Below are 16,607 nucleotides of genomic sequence, written 5' to 3' on the forward strand. Positions count from 1 at the left end.
CGCGGCCGACGCGTAGCGGGTCAACACGTCCTGACAGCAACTCACTTCGATCGACAAGCACGCGTTGGAGCCTTCCGCATCGGCCACCGCACCACGGCCTACCGACGGGTTGGTGCAGTCAACCAACCAGCACCGCGTCGGGGTGTCGGCCGGGGTCACCGTGCCGGCGTATGTGCCCGGCGGGTGGGTCGGGCGGGCGCCGCGACGGCTGCCGTCGGGAGGGCAACGGGCAATCGCCGTCCGCCGTGGGCACTTCGCGGCATCCTCTGGTCAATCGACGTCAGGGGCTCGTCGGGTCATGGATCGATGGTCTTCCAGAAGGCGCACTGGTGTTCCGCGTTGCGGTCGGTCGGGCCGATCGTGGTGGTTGCGAGTGATTGCACCCAACCGTCGCCCCGGAACGGCATCCAGCGGGGTTGTCCGCTGCTGTTGGGGTTTCCGGTGGCGGCGAATCGGGTCCAGTAGCTGATCATGGTCGTGGACAGTTGTGGCTGGGCAGGTGTCTGCGGGCCGGGGAGTTGCTTGTCGTCGAACAGGTATTGCAGTTCGGCTCCGTGGAACGCGCCGGTGGGGAAGTCGGGTCTGGGCAGGGTGGCGAACCACGGCGCCGTCTCGTCCGCGAACTCGTAGGCGTAGACCGGAGTGTGCGCGGCGAGTGCGCGGTCCCGGTCCTGGGCGGTGCATCCCCAGGCCCAGTCCGTCACGACCTCGGACAGTGCCTCGCCTGGGGAGTGGAACTCGGCGACCGGATACCGGGCCAGGACTCGCTGCAGGTCGGCCGGGCCGAACACGGCGGCAAGTTGCTCGCGATAGCTGTCCGCAGTGGTGACCTCTCCGGTGGCGACCTCGATCGCCGCGGTGAACAGGCGGTGTTCGTCCCGAGTGGTTCCCTGCATGACGGGGACACGATTGAAGCGACCGGTCGCGAAGGCGCGCTCCGGGCCGAGTGGCAGGAAACCCCCGCCGACGGTGGGACCCGACCCGATGCCGACGTCGGACCACTTGGCCAGTTCGCCGGCGGGCTTGGCGCGCAGGCAGGCTGCGGCGGTCGCCGGGTTGGCGCAGCCGACGTTGGCCGCCACCTCGAGACCGTTCTTCCGACGGTCGGCGCGGGGCAGCGGGAACCAGGTCGCGGGCCCCGGCGACCACTTCTCACCGGTGCACTGCGCGCTCTGCACGATCGCCCGATGGAACAGTCCCGCCGATGACGGCGCGGCGAGTTGGGCGCAGACGCTGGTCCCACCCGCGGACTCGCCGAAGATCGTGACGTTGCCGGGGTCACCGCCGAACGCCGCGGCGTTGCGCTGCACCCAGCGCAGTGCGGCCTGCTGGTCTTCGAGACCGAAGTTCCCGGACAGGTTCCGGGCCTTGCCGTGGTCGAGTGCCGGGTGGGCCAGGAATCCGAAGACTCCGAGCCGGTAGTTCGGGCTGACCACGATCACGTCGCCGTCGGCGGCCATCCGCTGCGCGCCGTACAGGGCGGCGGCGCCGCTGATGAACCCGTTGCCGTGGATCCAGACCATCACCGGCAGTTTGCGTTTGCCGGTGGCGCGCGGCGTGGTGACGTTGAGGAAGAGGCAGTCCTCGGTCGTGCTGGGCTCGTCGATCAGCCCGGCGGCCTGGGCGCAGCGGTTGCCGGGCTTGCCGGCGTCTCGCACTCCCCGCCACGGCTCGGCCCGTTGCGGCGAGGCCCAGCGCAGGTCGCCCACCGGTGGCGCGGCGTACGGGATCCCCTGGAACACCCTGGCGGTCGAATCGGCCCTGCCGCGGACGGCGCCGGCGTCGGTTCGAACCACGGTGGCGGAGGCTGCGGGGCTGTTGTCGCCGCGGTCCGGTGACAGCGCGCCGGCCGTCCCGCCACCGACGATCGACGTCGAGAGTAACGCCGCGATCAGCAGCACGACCAGACCGACGAGCCGTCTGGTGCGCCTGCTCGACGCGTGGCGTGGATGCAGCGGTCCCATGTCGCACTCCCTCTGCCGATCATTATTTGTGTGTGGGTCACACGAATCTAAGTGTGGGGCATACACGAAGTCAAGGTAGAGTCGGCCGCACAGGGATCCCCGCTCGAGCAGAGGAGGCCACCGGATGCCGATCGGGGAGGACTCCGAACTGCCGCCGGGACTGGCCTTGGCGTGGCGCCTCCCCGTCAAGACGACCAGGCTCGGACGTAAGCCGTCCCAGAGCATCGAGCAGATCGTCGGCGCGGCCGTCGAACTGGCCGACGCGGACGGATTCGATGCCCTGTCGATGCCCAAGATCGCCCAGCGGCTCGGGCTGACCGCCAACGCGATCTACCGGTATGTGAGGTCCCGGGACGAGTTGCTGGTTCTGGTCGCCGAGGCCGCCTGGGGCACCGCGCCGGACCTGGCGTCCGGGGTGGGCCTGGCGTCCGGGGCGGGAGACTGGCGCGATGCGGCGAACATGTGGACGCGGGCGATGATCGACCGGTGCGACGTCCACCCCTGGCTGTGCGATCTCCCCGTCCGCGGAGCCCCGGTGACGCCGAACCTGCTGGACTGGACGGAGGCGATCCTGAAAGTGCTGACCGGTGCCGGACTGACCTCCACCGAGGCCTTGAGGTGCGCGTTCGTACTGGACGGCTATGCGCGGCAGATCGGCGGCATGCGTCGCGACCTGCGGTACAGCACCGCGACTCCGACGCAGTCGGACACCGTGACCAGATTCCTCCTGCCCCGGCTGCACGAACGCGGTCACTCGGTCCTGGCGTCCATGATGAACGGCAACGACTACACCGACGACGTCGACGACGATGACGTGACCTTCGGGCTCGACCGGATCCTGGACGGGATCGACGTACTGGTCACCGCGAAACGTGCCGCGGACGCGCGTCGGGTGCTCGACGGCGGCGCGTGAGGCGGAGCAGCCTCGAACCCCCACCGTCCGACGGCGCGACGTGGTTCCGGTCGACCCGCCGCCGGAGGGAACCGGTGAGCGGGGCCCGGCTTGTACCAGGCCCCGCCGATGGGGCACGCGACGGCGGGCGTTACTCGGGTGGGTCGATGCTCCCGAACGGCAGCCCGTTGGCGTCCAACGGGACCAGTTCGAACTTCGGCGATCCCGCCTCCGCGGTGATCATCGCGGAGAAGGCGTTCTTGTCCTTCGTCATCGGCGCCGCAGTCAGCATGACGGGTTCCCTGGCGCCCTTCCAGGTCAGCCGCACCCGGGCGACGTCGGCAGCCGTGGTGCCCATGACCTCGTACGACCAGGTGCCGTCGTGGTTGTCGGTACTGATTCCGGACCAGTTGACCTTGAGCACGTCGGGGACGACCACGCCGTCGCGCATCGGCGGACCGGCACAGGCACCCGCACCTGGCGCGTTGGTGACCGGGTCCAGGTCGAGGTGGCAGACCTTTCCGTCGGGGTGGACCTCGGTGCGGGTGCGCCAGACCTGTCCCCGGGTGACACCCTCGATGATTACGACGCCGGGTTCGGCGCCGGGTACTGGTCGGCCCGCGTCCACCGCGATGATCGCGGACGACTCGCCGTCCTCGTCCAGCACCGACGACGCGATCACCGTGCCCCCGCCGGCAACCGCCAGCACGAACGCGGTGGCGGACACGCCCAAGGTGAATCTGCGGCGACGCTTGGACCCGGCCCCACGCACCACCTCCTCGACGCTCGGCGGGGTCATCTCCGTTTCCTGGATCTCCTTCATGAAAATCTCCTTCAAAGCGGCCGTCTCGTACGCGGTGTCGTCTTCGTCGATCACGACCGTGCCTCCGTCGTCCGCTGTGCGGGAGCCGGTCGACGCGTGATCAGATCGGCCATGTGCGGGTCCTCGCGCAGCCGTGCCAGTCCCCGCGCGGCCCGACTGCGGACCGTGCCGACCGGTTTGCCGAGGATCTGTGCGACCTCGACATCCGGGCGGCCCTCCCAATACCGCAGCACCACCACGGTCCGCTGCGTGATCGGCAGGCGGGCCAGTGCGGCCATCAGCACACTGCGGCCGGCGAGCGCCGCGGTGGAGTCGAGCCCGGCCCGGTCCGGCAGACGGTCCGTCAGGAACTCGGACACCCGCCGTCTCCGGGCGCGCGAGTGATGGGTGTTCACGAGTACCCGGCGTACGTACCCGTCGGGGTTGTCCGCCTCGCTCACGCGACCCCACGCGGTGTAGACCTTGATCAGCGTCGCCTGCGTAAGGTCCTCGGCGTCGTGGCGGTCCCCGCACAGCAGATACGCGGTACGCAGCAGTGCGCCGCGTCGGTCCTCGACGAACGCCCGGAAGCGTGCCTCGTCCTGGGTTCGCAATTGGCCCCCTCTCACCCGACAAGACGCCGGCGAGAGCGGCCCGCTATCCATTCCGCTCGAACGCCTTTGCGCCGGGCGGGGTATCGACCGATTTGCCGGCGGATGGGTAAGCGGAACCCGGACCGGGAGGCCGACTGGCAATCGATCGACCGGCCAGGGCGCCCGCGGAAGGCGGAAGGCGCGCCGGGTGGGTCATGCCGCGTCGTGCCGTGCGGAGGGGCTCTGCGTGCCGGGGCGGGTTGCGAGTGTGCAACGAACGCCTACCCGGGCGGAGTTGCGGGCCACGATGGGCGCAACAAGCCGAAGCCCGCGCCGGGACCCGTCGACGCGGCCGGCGACTCCGGCCCAACGCGCGCGCTGCGCCCCGGGTCGGATCGAACGCGAAATTCCTGCCGTGGCGGTCGCGCTGCTCGACGACATCGGCAAGGGCGCCCCGTCACAACGAACGTGGCGGCACCCGGCATCCGAGTTCCCCACCATTGCCCTCGCCGGAGCCGCCCGCGCTTCGCGGGCCGCGTGGTGAAGGCCCCGGAGTCCTGGCTCAGACACCAGCGGCAAACCGGCCCGATGATCACGCGCTCGCCGCCGTGGCGGCCTGTTCGTCGCGTTCGCGCAGCATCCGCATGACGGTGGCGGGTAAGGGGTGCCGGCCCTTCTTCGCGCCCGTGGTGATGACGAGACGCTTGGCGATGTCGCGCAGACTCGTCTCCTGGCTACGCAGGTGGAGAGCCATGGAGAGCATGGACTCGTCGGTGACGCCGGCGCCGCCGATGGTCTTGCCTCGCCTGCGGGCGGACTCTTGACCTTCGAGGGTGCGGTCGCGCATGTACTCGCGCTCCATGCCGGGCATCGCGGCGAGCACGGCGAACACGATGCCGGGCGGGTCGTGCGAGCCCTTCAGCTCCCCGGTGAGGAACTCCAGGCCGACGCCGCTCGCCTTCAGTTCCTCGGCGAGCATGGCGAGCGACCACCTATGAAACACGCGGGGGCGAAATCGACCGGGCACTATTGCCGACCTATTCCCATGTTCCGTCGGCTGATCAGCGGTGGGGGCGGGGGTCGGGCCGGCGCCGGGTGGCGTGGAGGGAACCGAGCAGATTGAGGGAGTGGGCACTGGGGCTGCCTGGTTCGGCGTGGTAGATGACGAGTTGCCGGCCGGGGGCGTCGCGTACGTCGAAAGCCTGGTAGGTGAGGGTGAGGGGGCCGACGTCCGGGTGGAGGAAGTTCTTGGCGTCCTGGGTCTTGCCGCGCACGGCGTGGGCGTTCCAGAGGCGGGTGAAGTCCGCGCTGTGCTCGGTGAGGGTGCGGACGAGTTCGCGCAGCCGTGGGTTGTCCGGGTCGAATCCGGTTGCCTCGCGAAGGTTGGCGACGGTGGCCTGTGCTGCCCGGTCCCAGTCCGTGTAGAAGGTGCGGCCCGCGGGGTCGAGGAAGGTCATGCGGGCCAGGTTGTCCGCCGGCTCGAACGGGGCGTAGAGGGCATCGGCCAGGGCGTTGACGGCGAGGAGGTCCAGGGTCCGGCTCATGACGAACGCTGGAGTGTTCGGGTAGCCGTCCATGAGCTGTCGCAGCGAGGGGCTGACCCGCTCGTCGGCGTGGACGGAGGGCCGGTCGTTCGGTGTGGCCCCGGCCAGCCGGTACAAGTGCGCGCGTGCGTCCGCGTCGAGGCGCAGCGCGCGGCTGAGCGCGTCGACCACCTGGGGTGAGGGGTTGCGCTCGCGGCCCTGTTCCAGGCGGGTGTAGTAGTCGGCGTTCACTCCGGCCAGGACGGCGACCTCCTCGCGGCGCAGTCCGGCGACCCTGCGGGCCCCGTAGCTCGCCATGCCGACGTCCTCCGGCCGCAGGCCGGCGCGGCGTGCGCGCAGGAAGTCTCCCAGGTGGTTGTCGTTCATGTGGTCAGGCTAGGCGGCGGCCCGGTGTGTTGCCTGGGTGTGCCGCACCCAGGCAGTGCGCGTCCTGGTTGATGGGCGCTGACCTGCCCAGACTCGGTGCAGCGGGAAGGACCACACCATTCGAGGAGAGGAGTCCGCCATGGCCGGGACCGTTGAGGGCGACCACGTTGACGTGGTGGGGATGTGGGTGACCGCGGATGGTCACATCCGTCAGGAGCTGCTGCCCGACGGCCGCTACGACGAAGCCCGCGGCGGGCGGCGCGGCGCGTACACCGGCCGGTACACGGTGACCGGCAGCCACCTGGACTACGTCGACGACACCGGGTTCACCGCCACGGGCGACATCCGGGACGGAGTGCTCTATCACGAGCACCTCGTGCTCTACCGGGAGCAGAAGTCGTCGTAGAGAGGCCGGGCCACGGCCGCCCTGGCACCGGGGGCGAATCCGCCGTCGGCGGACCAAGAAATCCCGGCACAGCAGTCAGCCAGTCAGCCGGCAGCAACGAGAATCAAGGACCATACCCATGACAGGACAACGACTTGCCGGCAAGGTCGCGCTGATCACGGGCGCCACCGGCGGCCTCGGCACAGCGACCGCCGAACTCTTCGCCCGCGAAGGCGCCCGGCTGGTGATCACCGATATCGCCGACGGCCCCCTGCGGGAGCTGTCCCACCGGATCGGGGCACAAGGCGCGGAGGTCGTCGCTGCCCGCCTCGATGTCTCCTCCGCGCGGGAGTGGGACGAAGTGATCACCGTCGTACGCGACCGGTTCGGAACGCTGGACGTGCTCGTGAACCTCGCCGGCATCCTGGACTGGCCAGGTATCGAGGACACGCGGGAAGAGGCGTGGGACCGCGTCATCGACGTGAACCAGAAGGGCACATGGCTCGGCATGAAGGCGGCGATGCCGCTCCTGCGCGCGAGCGGCAACGCGTCGGTGATCAATACGTCGTCGGTACTCGGCCTGGTGGGAAGCGGTGCCGCTGCCGCCTACCAGGCGTCCAAGGGGGCCGTGCGCCTGTTGAGCAAGACCGCCGCGGTCGAGTACGCCCGGCAGGGAGTACGGATCAACTCGGTGCATCCCGGCGTGATCGCCACGCCGATGATCCAGGACCTCCTGGACGACCAGGGCAACCAGCAGCCGGACGTCCAACGCACCCCCATGCGCCGAGCCGGCCGCGCCGACGAGGTCGCACCCGCGATCCTCTTCCTGGCCTGCGACGACTCCTCGTTCGTCACCGGCGCGGAACTGGTGGTCGACGGCGGGCTCACCGCGCACTGAACAACCCAGCCGTACGACGTCCACGTGGGCCTGCCGTGGATGCGTCGACGGCGCGGCCCACCCGGTCCGCGCACCGCACCACCGCACAGCACTTCAGGTGCCCTGCACCGGCGCCCGCAGTCACACTCACCTTCTCCAGGGACCGCACCATGACACCTGCAACCGCATCCGCCGCAACATCCGAATCCACCGAGTTCGCTGGGAAGATCGCCCTCGTCACCGGAGCCGCGCGAGGGGTGGGCCGGGAGACCGTGGCGCTCCTCCACGCCCGCGGCGCCCGGGTCGTCGCCCTCGACCTCCGCCCCGACGTCACGAACCTGGCGGAAGAGTTTCCCGGCGTCGTCGCGACAAACGGTGACATCACCCATGAGGAGACCGCCCACCACGCGGTGGCAACGGCCCTGGACGCCTTCGGCGGACTGGACATCCTCGTGAACAATGCCGGGCGCACCCGGAACAAACCCGTCACCGAAACCACGGCCGAGGACTGGGACACCGTGATGGCGGTCAACGCCCGCGGCTCCTTCTTCTGCGCCCGCGAGGCGTTCCGGGCCATGAGGAGCCGCGGCGGCGGCGCCATCGTCAGCACCGGCTCGTACGCCTCCACCGTCGCCCTGCCCGAAGGCGTCGCCTACAGTGCGTCGAAGGGCGCTCTGGCCCAACTGACCAAGGTGCTCGCCGTCGAGGGCGGCCCGCTGGGCATCCGCGCCAACCTCGTGGCCGCGGGCGTCATCGAGACGGACTTCCTCGACACGATCCGCCCCGACAGCCGCGCCTACTTGGCCTCCTTCGCCGCCGCGCAGCCCCTGGGACGTGTGGCGCAGCCCGAGGAGATCGCCGAAGTCCTGTGCTTCCTCGTCTCGCCCCGCTCCAGCTTCGTCACGGGAGCCGTGGTCGCCGCTGACGGCGGTTTCACCGCAATCTAGCGACGCATCAGACAGCACATGTCCGTCGACCACGGCCCGCAGGCCCTGGTCGACGGCACTTCCACCGGATGATGTAACCGGGAGGTGCCCGAGTCGCGCAACGCCATAGTCGGGCGCCCTGACCGTAGCCGTCGGCTCCGGCACTCCACGACAGGGATCGCTACCGGCGGTATCGCGCACCGTTTTCCGCTGTCGCGTCTTCGCGGCCGAGCGGTCGGCCGTATCCGCTGCTGTGCGGGGGCGAGGCACGGCTGCGGCGGCTGACGCCAGGTCGAGGCGCTTTTTCCATGTCCAGGCGAAAGGTGCCGTACGGGTTGACGTTCGACCAGAACAGCGCGGACTGGAGCAGGTGCAGGGCGAGCATCGACGTCTCGGCGTGCTCCTTGTCGGGGCCGGTCAGAGCACCGTCCTTGCCGTAGTGGAGCACGGTGTTCGCGCTGTTCCGGTTCTCCACGACCTGGAGCCCGCCGTGGATCTCGCGGCGCAGGCTGGGGCCGGCCAGGTAGTCGCATGCGAAGATCGTGCGCTCGGCCCGGCCGAGTTCTTCGAGGGCCTGGTAGGTGGGGTGCTTGGGGCCACCCCGGGTGAAGCGCCGCAGCACCTGCTCCGCCTCCGCCGTCCCGAGCCGAAGCGCGGTCGCGTACTTCACCATCTGGCCGTACCGTTGCTCGACCAGCTCCCGGCGGATCGGCCGCGTCAGCAAGGCACCGAGCGCCGGCCGGCCGGTACAAGCGGATGCTGCCGATGTTCTTCAACCGGGGCAGCAGCCGGAAGTTGAGCAGCTCGGTAAAGGCGAACCCGACGACGCTTGCGCCGTGGGTGTCGACGTAGGCCGACACGATCTCGGCGTCCGTGCGGTGCCGCAGCAGGCCCTCGATCAGCGCGGGACGGGCCTACGGCGAGGGTATCGCCACGATGGATCCACGCACCGAGGTCGGGGAGTTTCCCGGCTCGCGTCGGGCCCGGACATTCGGGCGCTGTATTCGCACTGAAGCACGACCCGGCCTCGGCCCCGGACCCGGTGGGAGCCGATGATTCGGCGCCCCGGGCACGCTGTGTCGCGTTGTCGGCCCACCGATGAAAGGGTTCCACCGCAGGCGTTGTCAGGTCTGGTAGGGATAGAGGGCGACGCTGTCCACTGCGACGCTGATTTCCACCCAGGGGCCGTCGGTGCCCGCCGGGATTGGTGATGCAAGATCGAACAGAATCGGTGAGTCGCCCATGTGAAGGTACGCGGCATCGTCCTCGGTCACATGGAGCCGCCCGCGCATGACCACCCGGTCGCCCTCCTGCCGGAGCCCTGGCTCGGTACGTGAAGTCGGCCGCGTGTTCTGCCCCCAGAGGATGTCCTCATCGACGGTCCACTCGACGAGGTGGTGGCCATCGGCCATTTGCGGATCACCCTGCCAGAGCGCCTCGGCAACTCCGACGGGTGTGTGGACCCGAACTCTCGTCGGCCGCCGCGGAATCGGCGGCATCTTCTCCGTGCGCACCAGCATCCCCCCATCATCCAGGACGCCGCCCATGACGAAGCCGGGCCCACTGCCCTGCGGCTGCGGCAGTATGGTCGACCTGCTCGCGCGGGACAGAGGGAAGTTGGCGGCGCGCCTTTGGGGTCAGGTGCGGGAGGCCACGACGATTCCTATCACCGCGAGCACGAAGGCGACGATGAAGCCTGTCAGTTGCTTTTGAATGGAGTCGGTGGACAGGTCGGCTTGGGCAATGATGCTTCCGATCGCGATGCCGGACAGGCCGGCGGGTACAAAGAGGAGTTGGGCCAGGCGGCCGCCGTCGCCGTCGCCCTTCAGCAACCACCATCCGTTGCGCAACATCGCCACGCCGAGCGCGATGACGAAGGGGCACAGGAGGGCGAGCCAGCCCACCTCGCCGAAGTCGCCGATCCCCCACAGCATCCCGGCCACCCCGGCGCCGCCGATGATCAACCCGTAGGTGAATCCGAGCACTCCCGCAGCCGTTTCGGTGCCGGAGCGGGACCGCGGGGGGCGACGGTACGGCTGCGGCATGGCGGAACCTCCGGTGCTGAGAAAGCGTTTGGCGGGTCCCGCAAGGTATCCGCCGCCACCCGGCAATAACCGAGGGACTTGCCCCACGCTTCGCGGGCGTGGCGGGGTCGAGGCGCGGTCATGCTTCCATCATGCGGGGCGGCTCGGGACGAAACCGTGTCGGCGAGCCACGCCTACCCGCGGCGGACGTGCCCGTGCCGTGCGGGCCTGTGGCCCAGTACGCGAATGTCATCCGAGCCGGGGTCGTCGATGCGCGGCTCGGTCCCGGATCCATGGCCCCCGCGTCGCGCCGTTCGTGGGCGGCGGCGGGGGGCTTTGTTGCGTTCGGGTTCGGTCGGTGGTGGCCCGACGGATGTCAGAAGCTGCGGATTATCAGCCAGATGGCAAGCACCAGCACCGCCAAGTACCCGCCGACGGAGATTGTCTTACCAATGCCTTCACGCCCGGAGTTCTCGATCACTCGGCCGGCGACACCGACCAGCGGTGCCCCGAAAACGATCAGGATGATGCCGATCAAGAAGTCCATGAGTTTCCCCCCTCGGGATCACTCCCCATGATCCAAAGGGGCAATCCTAGGTCACGGGGGTGGGCCCGGCTGACCGCCATGCTCTCCTCACGGGCCGCCCGATCCTCCACCCGTGCGGGGTCTGTCCGAGGCGGTGGGCTTTCGCCGACCGACACACCCGCCACGTCGAGAGCTCCAGTCTCGGAGCCCCCGAACGCCGGCGGCCGCGGCCTGCGGCCGTCATTCCTTGGCGCCCGGCTTGACGTATGCCGATATCGGCATACGATCGATTCATGGCACGAGCAGCGACGACGTCGGACGTCTTCAACGCGATCGCCGAGCCGCAGCGCCGGGAGATCCTGGTACTGCTGCGGGCGGGTGAGCGGTCGGTGACGGAGTTGGCCCAGGAGTTGGAGATGACCCAGCCGGGGGCGTCCAAACACCTGCGGGTGCTCCGGGAGGTCGGGTTGGTGCGCGACCGCAAGGCCGGCAAGCAGCGTCTGTACGGCCTTGACGCCGGCGCGCTGCGGTCCGTCCACGAGTGGACCGGCGGTTTCGAGCGGTTCTGGAACGAGAGCTTCGACCGACTGGACGCCTACGTGCAGGACCTGAAGCAGACAAGGAAAGCGGAGTAACCGATGAGCACGACAGAACGAGGAACGTCGGCGCGGTCGGCGACGGCCGACCGCGAGATCGTCATCTCCCGGATCATCGACGCCCCACGGGAGCTGGTGTTCGAGGCGTTCACCGACGTCCGACACCTGTCGGGATGGTGGGGGCCGGAAGGGTTCACCACTACCACCCGGGCGTTCGATTTCCGCGTCGGCGGGGCGTGGGACTTCGTGATGCACGGACCGGACGGGACGGACTACCAGGAGTGGATCACCTGGACCGAACTCGTCCCGCCGGCACGGATCGCGATGCTCCACGGTGAAAGGCGCGACGACCCGAACGCCTTCGAGTCGGTCCTGACGTTCGAGCCCGACGGCACGGCGACCCGGATCGAGATGCACACGCTGTTCCCCACCAGGGAGCAGCGTGACGAGGCGGTCGAGAAGTACCACGCGATCGAGGCCGGCCGGCAGACGCTGAACAACCTGGCCGCGTATGTCACCGAGATGGTTCGCAAGGGAGCGGAGGACTGATGGCCGGCAAGGTGTTCTTCAGCGTGTCGATGTCGTTGGACGGGTTCATCGCACCCGAGTCCTCCGAGGACTTGATGGGGCGGCAGTGGATGGAACTGCAGCAGTGGGTCTTCCCGCTGCGGTTCTTCCGGGAGAACCTGAAGCTCGGCGGGGGTGGCAAGGAAGGACGCGACAACGACATCGTGCGGGAGACGTTCGAGCGCACCGGCGCGAGCGTGATGGGCAAGCGCATGTTCGACGCCGGCGAGAGGATGTGGCCGGAGGAGGCGCCGTTCCATACGCCGGTGTTCGTCGTGACGCACGAGAAGCGTGACCCCTGGGAGCGGCCCGGCGGGACCACCTTCCACTTCGTCGACGACGGCATCGAGAGCGCGCTCGACCAGGCCCGCGAGGCCGCCGGTGACCGCGACGTCCGTATCGCGGGCGGCGGCGCGACGATCCTGGAGTACGTGAACGCGGGCCTGGTCGACGAGTTCTCGATCGCGCTGTCACCCGTGCTGTTCGGCGCCGGGATCCGTCTGTTCGAGGGTGTGGACGCGGGCCGCGTGGCTCTGGAGCAGGTCCGCGCGGAGACCTCCGCGAACGTGACGCACCTGACCTACGCCGTCCGGGAGCGGTAGCCGTCCCGAGCTCGGCGCGTTCTCACCGAAGTTGGTCCACCGTCTCCGGCCCGCCGAGCCCGAGCCGCCCGTGCGCTCTCGCCCGTGTGGGCGAGGGGCAGGTGTGGTCGGCTCCCGTCCGGTGCACGATCTGGTTCATGATCGATTGGACGAGCCTGACTCCGCTGGACCCGGGCGGGGTCACGGTGGGCCCGGCCGAGGCGCATCCCGCGTTCGCGGACCCGGACTACGTCCGCCGCAGGAACCTGATCGCCGACCGGGCGCGCGGTCACCGGGTGGGCGAGCCGTCTCCCCCGGTGCGCTATACCGAGGCCGAGCACGCCACCTGGCGGAAGGTGCACCGCACGTTGCTGCGGGCGCAGGACGGCCGCATCTGCCCGCAGCTCCTGCGCGCCCGGGAGGCGGCGCCGATTCCCACCGACGGCGTGCCCCAGCATGAGGAGGTCTCCGACGCGCTCCAGGGCCTGACCGGGTTCCGATTCACCCTGGCGGGCGGAATCGTACCGAACGAGCGCTTCCTCGGCACGATGGCCGAGGGGTACTTCCACGCCGTGCAGTACGTGCGGCATCCCTCGATGCCGCTCTACACTCCCGAACCCGACGTCCTGCACGACGTGTTCGGGCACGGAATCCACCTCACGGACCCGTCCCTCGCCGACCTGTACCGTACGGTGGGCCGGGCCGCGACCCGCGTGCACAGCGCCGACGCGCTCGACCTGATCAGCCGCGTGTACTGGTTCACCCTCGAATACGGCACCGTCCTCGCCCGCCGCGGACCCATGGCGTACGGAGCGGCCCTGCTGTCGTCCTTCGGCGAACTCGCCCGCTTCGCCCACGCGGAACTGCGCCCGTTCGACCTCGCCGACATGGCCCGCATGCCCTACCAGGTCGCCGGCTACCAACCGGTCCTGTTCACCGTCGACTCCCTGGCCCACCTCGCCGACCTCCTCCACGCCTTCCTCGACGACTTCGACGAGGACACCCGCGACCGCCACCACCTCCCCGCCCTCGACGAACGGGGCTCCCTGGCCCACCCGCCTCGGCCATGACGCCGCCCGAGTCGTCCGACACGTCGCGACCGGCCGCGGTCGGGTAGCCGAAGTGGCGCCCGGGCCACAGGCGTTCCGGCGTACCACACCGGTCCGGAGCGGGCGGCGTGGCCGATGGGTTCGATCTCAGATGTCGAGGACGATCCGTGGGGTGCAGGCGCGCGAGACGCAGATCATGATGTACTCGCCGCCTGCTTTTTCCTCTTCCGTGAGGACGTGATCGCGGTGATCGGGCCTGCCCTCCACCACGAGCGTCTCGCAAGCCCCGCATATCCCTTCGGAGCAGGAGCTCAGCGTGCTCACGCCGGCGTCGTCGAGTGCCTTGAGGATCGTCCCGTCGGCGGGCACCGTCACCGTGACACCGCTGCGTTTGGCCACGACCTCGAACGGTACGTCGCCGGCTACGGGCACGGTGGCCGGCGGAGCCGAAAAGCGCTCCAGGTGGAGCGTGCCCTGCGGCCAGGAGGAGGCTCGCTCCTGGATGGCGTCGAGGAGCGAGCCCGGGCCGCAGGTGTAGACCGCGGTGTCCTGGCAGGGGTCACCGAGTGCCGTGTCGAGGTCGATCGGCCCGGCCTCGTCGGCGGCATGCACACGTACCCGCGAGGAGTCGAGTTCGTCGAGAAACGCCATCGAGGCCCGGCTGCGACCGCCGTAGGTGAGCTTCCAGTCCAGTCCTCGGTACTCCGCTTCCCGAATCATCGGTATCAGCGGGGTGATGCCGATGCCGCCGGCCACGAAGCGGACGCGGGAAGGCGGGTCGAACGGGAAGTGGTTGCGGGGGCCCGCGACGTCGATCAGTGCGCCGACGCGCAACCGGTCGTGGATGAACCGGGAACCGCCTCGGCCGTCGGCCTCCCGCAGGACGCCGATGCGATAGGACTTCCGGTCGTCCGGGTCACCGCACAGCGAATACTGCCGGACCGAGCCGTCGCCGACCGTCAGGTCGATGTGGGCCCCGGGTCGCCATCCGGGCAGGTCCTGCCCGATCGGATCCACCAGGATGAGGGAGACGACTCCCGCGGCCTCCCATCGCACCTGTCTCACCAGCAACTGCATGGATTGTTCCTCCTCGGGAACCGTCGAGCGCGGTGGTCAGGCGCGGAGGAAGTCGGTGACGAGCGAGTCGTGCTCCTCGGGCTTCTCCCACTGGGGCCAGTGACCGGCGTCCGCGATGCAGGAGTACTGCGCATCGGGGATGAGGGAGGCGAGCTTGCGGCCGAACTGCGGACCGGTGCCGGGGTTGTGGTCGCTCCAGAGCACCAGGGTCGGCTGTCGGATCCGGCCGAGCATCTGCGGGGTGATGCGGTGTGGCGAGTCGGACCGAAAGCTGTTCCGCATGACGTTGACAAGGCTGTCGCGGGTCTCGGGGCGCCGGTAGAAGAACTGCCGCAGCGTGACGAGTTCCTCGGTGACGCGGTCCGGCTCGGCCATCAGCCACTCGAGCCGTTTGCGGACCGTCTCCCGGGTCGGGTCGCCGATCGCGGCGAGCGAGCGCTCCCGAAGGCTGTCGCCGGCCGCGAGTTGCTCCGGCGTGACGTGCCCTTCCTCGACCACGGCACCGGCGGTGGTGTTGAGGATGATCCTGCCGACGCGGTCGGGATGGTGCAGTGCCGTCCACATGCTCACCCAGCCGCCCAGGGACTCGCCCTCGAGGTGGGCGGTGTCGGCGCCGATCGAGTCCATCAGGTCGACGACCTGTTCGGCGTAGGTCGGCACCATCTCGGTGGTGAACGGTCGGCCCGAGGAGAAGCCGTGCCACAGCAGGTCGATGGCGATGACGTGGAAATGCCTGCTCAACCGCATGATGTTGCGGCTGTACGCCTCGGCGTGGCCGCCGTTCCCGTGCATCAGGATGAGCGGCTCCCCCTCGCCGGCCTCGATGACGCGGGTCTTGAACTCGGTGCCCCGGTACCCGACCGAGGCACCGACGAGATCGTTCCAGATGCTGTTCACGGACATCGGTCCGCCTCCCTTGCTGCGAGAATTCGGTGATCGACGCGCCGAGTCGGTCAGTAGCGCTGGTGTCCCCACACCTTGTCGCCCGTGTGGTTGGTGGCGATGTGCGTCGCGGGGTCGATCAGCAGGCCGCCGGCGCCGTACTCGAGCCTGAAGCCGGACGGCGTGTCGAGGTAGCAGGAGATCATCCGGTCGTTGACGTGCCGACCGAGTCCCACCGGCGGCTGGGCACCCGAGGCGTGTACGCGATCCATCGCTCGGCCGACCATGTCGACGTGCGTCGGCTCGAGCATCAGGTGGCTGACCGAGGGCGCGGCGGGGTCACCCTGGATCAGGGCGAGACTGTGATGACGCTCGTTGACGTGCAGAAAGTTGATCAGCCGCGGCGGCATGATCAGGTAGTCACTGAGCCCGAATCCGAGGACGTCGCGGTAGAACTCGTTGCAGGCATCGAACTCGACGGTGCGGAGCACGATGTGGCCCACCCCGAGCGCGCCGGCGACGAACTCCACTCCCGCGGGCGAGTGGAACGGATTCGGATCGGCGCTCGGACCCCAGTAGAACTCCATCCGGTTGCCGTCCGGGTCGTGGCTGCTGTAAAGCTCCGCGACCCCACGCTGCCGGGCCGAATTCGGCGGCTCCTCGACCACGTCGAAGCCGTGCCTCGTGAGGTGGTCGACCAGCGCCGCGAGTGCGTCGGGTGACGCGGTCTCCCAGCCGAGGTACGCGAGCCCCTCCTCGGCGCCCGCCGCGACGGCGATCCGCCACGAGCGCTCGTCCATGCGCAGGCGCAGTTCCGTCTCCGCCGCGTCGGCGGTGGATACGTCCTGGAGTCCGAGAATGCCTGTTCCGAATGTTCGCCAGTCCTCGAGTCGGGCACTGGTGAATCCCACGTAACCGAGCGCGCGGATATACCGGTCCTGTTTCATGACGAGTCC

The 16,607-nt window shown here is 69.4% G+C and carries 19 protein-coding genes and 1 pseudogene; 8 read left to right on the forward strand and 12 right to left on the reverse strand.

Features of this window, described 5'->3' with window-relative positions:
* Positions 1 to 296 precede the first annotated feature (296 nt).
* Complete coding sequence (locus B4N89_RS00435) at positions 297 to 1,964, reverse strand: carboxylesterase/lipase family protein (RefSeq protein WP_078973879.1); 1,668 nt, start codon at positions 1,962 to 1,964, stop codon at positions 297 to 299.
* A 124-nt stretch (positions 1,965 to 2,088) separates the two neighbouring features.
* Between B4N89_RS00435 and B4N89_RS00440 the strand changes: the two genes are divergently transcribed.
* Entirely contained in the window at positions 2,089 to 2,877 is a 789-nt protein-coding gene (locus B4N89_RS00440; RefSeq protein ID WP_078973880.1) for a TetR/AcrR family transcriptional regulator, read from the forward strand.
* A gap of 130 nt (positions 2,878 to 3,007) precedes the next feature.
* On the opposite strand, the gene B4N89_RS00445 is transcribed toward B4N89_RS00440, so the two are convergent.
* The 4 genes from B4N89_RS00445 to B4N89_RS00460 all read right to left on the reverse strand — a co-directional run bounded on the left by B4N89_RS00445 (position 3,008) and on the right by B4N89_RS00460 (position 6,161).
* Complete coding sequence (locus B4N89_RS00445) at positions 3,008 to 3,733, reverse strand: hypothetical protein (protein WP_078973881.1); 726 nt, start codon at positions 3,731 to 3,733, stop codon at positions 3,008 to 3,010.
* Entirely contained in the window at positions 3,730 to 4,272 is a 543-nt protein-coding gene (locus B4N89_RS00450) for a SigE family RNA polymerase sigma factor (RefSeq protein ID WP_235618409.1), read from the reverse strand. Before B4N89_RS00450 ends, B4N89_RS00445 begins: the two co-directional genes overlap by 4 nt.
* A gap of 571 nt (positions 4,273 to 4,843) precedes the next feature.
* The gene (locus B4N89_RS00455; protein WP_235618410.1) at positions 4,844 to 5,230 is read right to left on the reverse strand and encodes a recombinase family protein; all 387 of its coding nucleotides are present in this window, start codon (positions 5,228 to 5,230) and stop codon (positions 4,844 to 4,846) included.
* A gap of 82 nt (positions 5,231 to 5,312) precedes the next feature.
* Positions 5,313 to 6,161, reverse strand: a complete 849-nt coding sequence (locus tag B4N89_RS00460; RefSeq protein WP_078973883.1) for a helix-turn-helix transcriptional regulator — start codon at positions 6,159 to 6,161, stop codon at positions 5,313 to 5,315.
* 139 nt (positions 6,162 to 6,300) lie between these two features.
* Between B4N89_RS00460 and B4N89_RS00465 the strand changes: the two genes are divergently transcribed.
* The 3 genes from B4N89_RS00465 (at position 6,301) to B4N89_RS00475 (ending at position 8,370) form a co-directional block, all read left to right on the forward strand.
* Positions 6,301 to 6,567, forward strand: a complete 267-nt coding sequence (locus B4N89_RS00465) for an Atu4866 domain-containing protein (protein ID WP_078973884.1) — start codon at positions 6,301 to 6,303, stop codon at positions 6,565 to 6,567.
* A 118-nt stretch (positions 6,568 to 6,685) separates the two neighbouring features.
* Positions 6,686 to 7,444 (forward strand): SDR family NAD(P)-dependent oxidoreductase, encoded by a 759-nt coding sequence (locus tag B4N89_RS00470; protein WP_078973885.1) that lies wholly within the window; start codon positions 6,686 to 6,688, stop codon positions 7,442 to 7,444.
* A 149-nt stretch (positions 7,445 to 7,593) separates the two neighbouring features.
* Complete coding sequence (locus B4N89_RS00475; RefSeq protein ID WP_078973886.1) at positions 7,594 to 8,370, forward strand: SDR family NAD(P)-dependent oxidoreductase; 777 nt, start codon at positions 7,594 to 7,596, stop codon at positions 8,368 to 8,370.
* 160 nt (positions 8,371 to 8,530) lie between these two features.
* On the opposite strand, the pseudogene B4N89_RS00480 reads toward B4N89_RS00475, so the two are convergent.
* The 4 genes and pseudogenes from B4N89_RS00480 to B4N89_RS49515 form a co-directional block, all read right to left on the reverse strand.
* Positions 8,531 to 9,209: pseudogene (locus B4N89_RS00480) on the reverse strand (Tn3 family transposase).
* 264 nt (positions 9,210 to 9,473) lie between these two features.
* Positions 9,474 to 9,869 (reverse strand): hypothetical protein, encoded by a 396-nt coding sequence (locus tag B4N89_RS00485; RefSeq protein ID WP_235618411.1) that lies wholly within the window; start codon positions 9,867 to 9,869, stop codon positions 9,474 to 9,476.
* Between the two features lie 117 nt (positions 9,870 to 9,986).
* Positions 9,987 to 10,394 carry a hypothetical protein gene (locus B4N89_RS00490; RefSeq protein ID WP_143657793.1) on the reverse strand — a complete coding sequence of 136 codons (408 nt, stop codon included), beginning with the start codon at positions 10,392 to 10,394 and terminating at the stop codon, positions 9,987 to 9,989.
* Between the two features lie 355 nt (positions 10,395 to 10,749).
* The gene (locus B4N89_RS49515; protein WP_161500576.1) at positions 10,750 to 10,920 is read right to left on the reverse strand and encodes a hypothetical protein; all 171 of its coding nucleotides are present in this window, start codon (positions 10,918 to 10,920) and stop codon (positions 10,750 to 10,752) included.
* Between the two features lie 272 nt (positions 10,921 to 11,192).
* On the opposite strand from B4N89_RS49515, the gene B4N89_RS00495 reads away from it, so the two are divergent.
* The 4 genes from B4N89_RS00495 to B4N89_RS00510 all read left to right on the forward strand — a co-directional run bounded on the left by B4N89_RS00495 (position 11,193) and on the right by B4N89_RS00510 (position 13,713).
* Complete coding sequence (locus B4N89_RS00495; RefSeq protein ID WP_078973888.1) at positions 11,193 to 11,534, forward strand: ArsR/SmtB family transcription factor; 342 nt, start codon at positions 11,193 to 11,195, stop codon at positions 11,532 to 11,534.
* A 3-nt stretch (positions 11,535 to 11,537) separates the two neighbouring features.
* Complete coding sequence (locus B4N89_RS00500; protein ID WP_078973889.1) at positions 11,538 to 12,044, forward strand: SRPBCC family protein; 507 nt, start codon at positions 11,538 to 11,540, stop codon at positions 12,042 to 12,044.
* Positions 12,044 to 12,664: a dihydrofolate reductase family protein gene (locus B4N89_RS00505; RefSeq protein ID WP_078973890.1), complete on the forward strand. Its 621-nt coding sequence runs from the start codon at positions 12,044 to 12,046 to the stop codon at positions 12,662 to 12,664. The genes B4N89_RS00500 and B4N89_RS00505 overlap by 1 nt, the downstream gene beginning before the upstream one ends.
* A gap of 137 nt (positions 12,665 to 12,801) precedes the next feature.
* The gene (locus tag B4N89_RS00510) at positions 12,802 to 13,713 is read left to right on the forward strand and encodes a phenylalanine 4-monooxygenase (protein ID WP_078979017.1); all 912 of its coding nucleotides are present in this window, start codon (positions 12,802 to 12,804) and stop codon (positions 13,711 to 13,713) included.
* 126 nt (positions 13,714 to 13,839) lie between these two features.
* On the opposite strand, the gene B4N89_RS00515 is transcribed toward B4N89_RS00510, so the two are convergent.
* The 3 genes from B4N89_RS00515 to B4N89_RS00525 are packed head-to-tail and all read right to left on the reverse strand — an operon-like array spanning position 13,840 to position 16,598.
* Positions 13,840 to 14,769 carry a PDR/VanB family oxidoreductase gene (locus B4N89_RS00515; RefSeq protein ID WP_078973891.1) on the reverse strand — a complete coding sequence of 310 codons (930 nt, stop codon included), beginning with the start codon at positions 14,767 to 14,769 and terminating at the stop codon, positions 13,840 to 13,842.
* Between the two features lie 36 nt (positions 14,770 to 14,805).
* Positions 14,806 to 15,672: an alpha/beta fold hydrolase gene (locus tag B4N89_RS00520; RefSeq protein WP_078973892.1), complete on the reverse strand. Its 867-nt coding sequence runs from the start codon at positions 15,670 to 15,672 to the stop codon at positions 14,806 to 14,808.
* A gap of 50 nt (positions 15,673 to 15,722) precedes the next feature.
* Positions 15,723 to 16,598, reverse strand: a complete 876-nt coding sequence (locus B4N89_RS00525; RefSeq protein ID WP_078973893.1) for a VOC family protein — start codon at positions 16,596 to 16,598, stop codon at positions 15,723 to 15,725.
* Positions 16,599 to 16,607 lie beyond the last annotated feature (9 nt).

Source organism: Embleya scabrispora (assembly GCF_002024165.1).
Taxonomy (GTDB): domain Bacteria; phylum Actinomycetota; class Actinomycetes; order Streptomycetales; family Streptomycetaceae; genus Embleya; species Embleya scabrispora_A.

What these genes read in the sequence shown, in the direction of transcription:
- B4N89_RS00435 (WP_078973879.1), bottom strand. Translation starts at nt 1,964, where the DNA reads ATGGGACCGCTGCATCCACGCCACGCGTCGAGCAGGCGCACCAGACGG.
- B4N89_RS00440 (WP_078973880.1), top strand. Translation starts at nt 2,089, where the DNA reads ATGCCGATCGGGGAGGACTCCGAACTGCCGCCGGGACTGGCCTTGGCG.
- B4N89_RS00455 (WP_235618410.1), bottom strand. Translation starts at nt 5,230, where the DNA reads ATGCTCGCCGAGGAACTGAAGGCGAGCGGCGTCGGCCTGGAGTTCCTC.
- B4N89_RS00460 (WP_078973883.1), bottom strand. Translation starts at nt 6,161, where the DNA reads ATGAACGACAACCACCTGGGAGACTTCCTGCGCGCACGCCGCGCCGGC.
- B4N89_RS00465 (WP_078973884.1), top strand. Translation starts at nt 6,301, where the DNA reads ATGGCCGGGACCGTTGAGGGCGACCACGTTGACGTGGTGGGGATGTGG.
- B4N89_RS00470 (WP_078973885.1), top strand. Translation starts at nt 6,686, where the DNA reads ATGACAGGACAACGACTTGCCGGCAAGGTCGCGCTGATCACGGGCGCC.
- B4N89_RS00475 (WP_078973886.1), top strand. Translation starts at nt 7,594, where the DNA reads ATGACACCTGCAACCGCATCCGCCGCAACATCCGAATCCACCGAGTTC.
- B4N89_RS00485 (WP_235618411.1), bottom strand. Translation starts at nt 9,869, where the DNA reads ATGCTGGTGCGCACGGAGAAGATGCCGCCGATTCCGCGGCGGCCGACG.
- B4N89_RS00490 (WP_143657793.1), bottom strand. Translation starts at nt 10,394, where the DNA reads ATGCCGCAGCCGTACCGTCGCCCCCCGCGGTCCCGCTCCGGCACCGAA.
- B4N89_RS49515 (WP_161500576.1), bottom strand. Translation starts at nt 10,920, where the DNA reads ATGGACTTCTTGATCGGCATCATCCTGATCGTTTTCGGGGCACCGCTG.
- B4N89_RS00495 (WP_078973888.1), top strand. Translation starts at nt 11,193, where the DNA reads ATGGCACGAGCAGCGACGACGTCGGACGTCTTCAACGCGATCGCCGAG.
- B4N89_RS00500 (WP_078973889.1), top strand. Translation starts at nt 11,538, where the DNA reads ATGAGCACGACAGAACGAGGAACGTCGGCGCGGTCGGCGACGGCCGAC.
- B4N89_RS00505 (WP_078973890.1), top strand. Translation starts at nt 12,044, where the DNA reads ATGGCCGGCAAGGTGTTCTTCAGCGTGTCGATGTCGTTGGACGGGTTC.
- B4N89_RS00510 (WP_078979017.1), top strand. Translation starts at nt 12,802, where the DNA reads ATGATCGATTGGACGAGCCTGACTCCGCTGGACCCGGGCGGGGTCACG.
- B4N89_RS00515 (WP_078973891.1), bottom strand. Translation starts at nt 14,769, where the DNA reads ATGCAGTTGCTGGTGAGACAGGTGCGATGGGAGGCCGCGGGAGTCGTC.
- B4N89_RS00520 (WP_078973892.1), bottom strand. Translation starts at nt 15,672, where the DNA reads ATGTCCGTGAACAGCATCTGGAACGATCTCGTCGGTGCCTCGGTCGGG.
- B4N89_RS00525 (WP_078973893.1), bottom strand. Translation starts at nt 16,598, where the DNA reads ATGAAACAGGACCGGTATATCCGCGCGCTCGGTTACGTGGGATTCACC.